We start from the raw sequence: 4,467 nt of genomic DNA on the forward strand, positions 1-4,467 counted from the left end.
TGTCGGTGGACTGGCCGACCAGGCGGCCAGGCATCAGCCGCGTCAGCCTGTCGGAGACGGCGCAATAGGCCGCGTGCGGGCCGCCAAAGCCCATCGGCACGCCAAAGCGCTGCATCGGGCCGACGGCGATGTCGGCGCCAAGCTTGGCCGGCGCGTCGGTCAGCGTCAGGCCGAGCGGGTCGGCGATGAAGACGACGAGGGCGCCGGTCGCGTGTGCCTTGTCGATCGCTGCCTTGTGGTCGCCATAGACGCCAAATGTATCCGGCCAGGAGACAAGCAGGGCGGCGGTGTTGTCGTCGATCGTCTCGCCATCGATCTCGATGCCGAGCGGCTCGGCGCGGGTGCGCACCACGTCCAGCGTCTGCGGGTGCGGCGTGCCGGCAAGTGCTACCTTGGTGCGCTTGTCGCGGTGATGGCGCAGCGCAATGCCGACCGCCTCGGCCACGGCGGTTGCTTCATCCAGCAGCGACGCCGATGCCACCGGCAGGCCGGTCAGTTCGGTGACCAGGGTCTGGAAGTTGAACAGCATTTCCAACCGGCCCTGGCTGATCTCGGCCTGATAGGGCGTGTAGGCCGTATACCAGGCCGGGTTCTCGAACAGATTGCGCTGGATAACCGGCGGCACATGGACGCCGTGATAACCGGCGCCGATGAAGCTCTTCAGCACCGTATTCCCGGCCATGACAGCCGAAAGCTCAGCCAGCGCTTCCGCCTCGCTCGCTGGTGCCGGCAGGGCAAGCGGCCGATCGAGCCGGATCGACTTCGGGACGGACTGGCTGATCAGCGTCTCGATCGAGGGCACGCCGATGGCGGCCAGCATGGCTCTGGTATCGTTGAGGCCGGGACCGATATGGCGGGCCGAGAAGGGGTAGGGTGCTGCGGTCATCTCAATAAGTCCTGATATCAACCGATATGGGCTTTGTAGGCGGCCTCATCCATGAGACCGGCGAGCTGGCTTTCGTCGGCAAGCTTCATCTTCCACAGCCAGCCGGCCCCTGTTGCGGCCGAATTGACCAGTGACGGATCCGACGACAGCGTGCCGTTGGCCTCGGTGATCTCGCCGTCGACTGGTGCATAGACATCGGACGCCGCCTTGACGGATTCGACCACGACGGCGGTGTCGCCCTTGGTCAATTTCTTTCCCGTCTCCGGCAGTTCGACGAAGACGAGGTCGCCGAGCTGCTCCTGCGCGTAATCAGTGATGCCGACCGTGGCGATGCCGCCCTCGACGCGGAGCCACTCGTGATCTGATGTGAAATAGGTTGTTGCCATTGAGATCATCCTTTTCGGTAGCGATGCGGTGTGAAGGGCAGGGAGCTGATATCGACTGGGATTTTCGTGCCGCGCACATCGGCGAAAACCCGAATTCCGGGCTTTGCCAGAGGTGTCGAGACATAGCCCATGGCGACCGGATGGCCGGCCGAGGGGCCGAAGCCGCCCGACGTGACATGGCCGGCCGGGTTGCCGTCGGCGTCGAAGAGCGCGGCACCGCCACGCACCGGTTGGCGGCCTTCCGGCTTCAAACCGACGCGCTTTTGCGCGGGTCCTCGTTCCACCGCGGCGCGGAGCGCATCGGCGCCGATGAAAGTGCCGGAAGCGCGGATGTCCTTTGGGATTGCCCACATCAAGGCGGCGCTGGCCGGGTCGGTTTCCGGTGTGATGTCCTGGCCATGCAGGCAGAGACCGGCCTCCAGGCGCAGGCTGTCGCGCGCGGCCAGGCCGATCCACAGCACGCGCTCGTCTCCGAGCAGCTTCGCGACGAGGTCGCGTGCATCGGCCTCCGGCAAGCCGATCTCGAACCCGTCCTCGCCGGTATAGCCCGACCGGCTCATGAACCAGTTCTTGCGCGGTTCGACCCCATGCATGAACAGCAGCGAGCCGGTCTCGATGCCGGCGCGGGAAAGGGCGGCCCAGGCTTCAGGACCCTGGATGGCCAGGAAGACGCGGTCGAGCGGCTCGATCCTGGCGTCGAAATCCGCGGCAAGTGCACGCAAATGCTTTTCGTCGCCTACGGCGTTGCCGGCATTGGCGACCACCATGAACCTGGCATCGCCAAGCCTGGTGACGATCAGGTCGTCGAGGATGCCGCCTGCTTCGTTGAGGAAAAAGGACAGTTTGGATTGCGAGATTTCGAGCGCGCCGGCATCCAGTGGGCAGGCACGGTTGAGCAGTGCCGCCGCTTCCGGTCCGCTGACCTCGAACAGCTTCATATGCGAGATGTCGAACAGGCCGGCCTGCTCGCGGGTGTGAAGGTGTTCCTTCATGACGCCGGCCGGATAGGTCAGCGGCATCGACCAGCCGGCAAAGGCGCCGAAGCGCGCACCGGCGGCCATATGGATATCTTCAAGGGGAAGGTGTTTTGTGTCGTCGCCCGTCATGTCGTCTCCAGAGTCGCACGCAATCGGTCGCGAATGGCGACCAGTCCGTGCCCCTCTGTCTGAAGCCTGAGAGACTCGCGCAGCCGGAACTCTGTCAGCGGCGCTTACACCTTCGGCGCGGGGGCAAGCCCCGACTTTCCAGAGTGTCTTTCCCGTCTACGGTTCTTTTGCCTGAGAGATTTCGGGCGATTTCCCCTTCGGCGACAGCTCTCGCTGTTCTCTCCCGCAAACAGGTAGGACTCAAGACCCTGAGTCCTCGACGCGCCATCCATAGCTTGCGCGCGACGGCTTGTCACCTGTCAGCAACATCTAAAGCGCGTGCATGTCGTTCTTCAAACCGCGGCACGCTGTCAGGCGACATGCGTTGGCGACAAGTCTTCACTAACCACGCCGTTTGCCGGTTTTTCAAGACACTGCTGATATGTTGGCTTGTATGACGCTATCGGGCCGGCGCTTGGCGACGGCGGACGGGGACGACAAATGGGCGAATTGATCATGAGCGCGCCGGTGGCCGGGCTGACCTCGAAAAGCCGCATCGCCGCGGAGGACGTGGCGATGTTGCGCCATGAAGTGTTCGGCGACGGCGTCGTGACGCGTGGCGAGGCCGAGGCGCTGTTCGCGCTCGATGCCACGGCGAAGGACAAATGCCAGGAATGGCCGCCCTTCTTCATTGAGGCGGTCACCGACTATATCGTCCACCAGGAAAAGCCGTCGGGCTATATCTCGCAGGACAATGCCGACTGGCTGATCCGCACGATCTCGCGCGACGGCATGGTCGACAGCCGGACCGAACTCGAATTGCTGGTGCATGTGCTGGAACAGGCGAAATCGTCGCCGGCCCAGCTTTGTGTGTATGCGCTGGAGCAGGTGGCGCATGCCGTCATTGACGGCAAGGGGCCGCTGATGCTCGGCGGCGTGCTGGCTCCGGGCCTCGTCGCGCAGGCGGAGGTCGAGCTTTTGCGCCGGATCCTCCATGCCCATGGCGGCGACGGCAACATCGCCATCACGCGCGCCGAGGCCGAGGTGCTGCTCAAGATCAACGAGCGGACTGCTCAAGGACAAAACGATCCGTCCTGGAACGAGCTGTTCGTCAAGGCGATCGCCAATTTCGTCATGTGCTCGGCCGGCTACGAAGCACCGACGCGCGACGTGGCGCTGCGCCATGACGCCTTCCTCGAACATGCCGATCCGGAAATCGGCGGCTTCTTCAGCCGCATGATCTCCGGCGGGCTTGCCGGCATCATGGAGGCCTACCGATCTCCTGGCGACATCGAAGCCGAATGGGAAGCCAAGAACAGGGCGGCCGAGGCCCTGGCCCGCCGTGCCGAGACGATCGATGCCGGCGAAGCCGGCTGGCTGATCGAACATATCGGCGTCGACAGGCCACTTTACGAGAACGAACGCGCGCTGCTGACCCTGATCAAGCACGCCTCGCCGGAAATTCACCCGGCGCTCAGGCCGCTGCTCGACAAGGTTGCCTGACCGGCCAGGGATTGCTTAATCGGTTCCGGGATGCTGGTCAGATCTGATCGACGTCGACGTATATCCGGGCCAGGCCTTCCCGGACGGTCGACATGGCATCGGCGACACTGATGTCGATGTGGTCATGCATGAGCCTTGCGGCCGTGTCGGCATCGCGAGCTACCATGGCTCGGGCGATTTCGCTGTGTTCGGTGTAGGTCGTCGACAGTCGCCGGTGCTTCTCCACTTCGATCTTGCGAACGAAATGGATGCGCGTGTTGATGCCTTCGAGCATGCGCGCCAGTTCGGGATTGCCTGACAGCCTGGCGATGCGGATGTGAAACTCCTCGTCCCTGGCGGTCAGCTCGGCGCTGGAAAACGAGTCGGCGCGCGCCATGGTGAGCGTCCACCAGTCGACGAGCGCGGCGAGCTCTTCATTGGTCGCGCGCTGGATCGCCAGCCTGACGGAGCGCTCCTCAAGCACCGCCCGCACGTCGGAAAGATTGACGACCTCGTCGACATCGAAGCCGCGGCAAAAGAAGCCGCGATTGGTCTGGAAGGTGATGAGTTCCTCCGTGACCAGCCGCTGGAGGGCCTCCCGGATCGGGCTGCGGCTGACATTCAGCCT

4 protein-coding genes, 1 pseudogene and 1 riboswitch are annotated in these 4,467 nt (G+C 64.1%); of the genes and pseudogenes, 1 reads left to right on the forward strand and 4 read right to left on the reverse strand.

Going from position 1 to position 4,467, the window contains the following annotated elements; all coding sequences use genetic code 11:
* From EN932_RS30070 to gcvT, 3 genes and pseudogenes are all read right to left on the reverse strand, one after another.
* Window positions 1-886, reverse strand: a pseudogene (locus EN932_RS30070) (glycine dehydrogenase (aminomethyl-transferring)); the annotation flags it as partial.
* A gap of 17 nt (window positions 887-903) precedes the next feature.
* The gene (gene gcvH / locus EN932_RS30075; RefSeq protein WP_013531953.1) at window positions 904-1,272 is read right to left on the reverse strand and encodes a glycine cleavage system protein GcvH; all 369 of its coding nucleotides are present in this window, start codon (window positions 1,270-1,272) and stop codon (window positions 904-906) included.
* Between the two features lie 5 nt (window positions 1,273-1,277).
* Window positions 1,278-2,378 carry a glycine cleavage system aminomethyltransferase GcvT gene (gene gcvT / locus EN932_RS30080; protein ID WP_127385474.1) on the reverse strand — a complete coding sequence of 367 codons (1,101 nt, stop codon included), beginning with the start codon at window positions 2,376-2,378 and terminating at the stop codon, window positions 1,278-1,280.
* Window positions 2,379-2,527: 149 nt separating this feature from the next.
* A riboswitch (glycine riboswitch) is annotated at window positions 2,528-2,614 on the reverse strand.
* Window positions 2,615-2,858: 244 nt separating this feature from the next.
* Between gcvT and EN932_RS30085 the strand changes: the two genes are divergently transcribed.
* A complete protein-coding gene (locus EN932_RS30085; protein ID WP_127368902.1) occupies window positions 2,859-3,860 on the forward strand; it encodes a hypothetical protein in 1,002 nt (333 codons plus the stop codon).
* Between the two features lie 37 nt (window positions 3,861-3,897).
* On the opposite strand, the gene EN932_RS30090 is transcribed toward EN932_RS30085, so the two are convergent.
* Window positions 3,898-4,467 (reverse strand): GntR family transcriptional regulator (locus EN932_RS30090; protein ID WP_164890687.1); only part of this gene is annotated, 570 nt, incomplete at its 5' end.

Origin of the sequence: Mesorhizobium sp. M7A.F.Ca.US.002.01.1.1, assembly GCF_004022955.1 — a bacterium.
Lineage (GTDB): Bacteria > Pseudomonadota > Alphaproteobacteria > Rhizobiales > Rhizobiaceae > Mesorhizobium > Mesorhizobium ciceri.

Excerpts from the sequence above, each read along its gene's own strand:
- gcvH (WP_013531953.1), bottom strand. The coding sequence starts at position 1,272 with ATGGCAACAACCTATTTCACATCAGATCACGAGTGGCTCCGCGTCGAG.
- gcvT (WP_127385474.1), bottom strand. The coding sequence starts at position 2,378 with ATGACGGGCGACGACACAAAACACCTTCCCCTTGAAGATATCCATATG.
- EN932_RS30085 (WP_127368902.1), top strand. The coding sequence starts at position 2,859 with ATGGGCGAATTGATCATGAGCGCGCCGGTGGCCGGGCTGACCTCGAAA.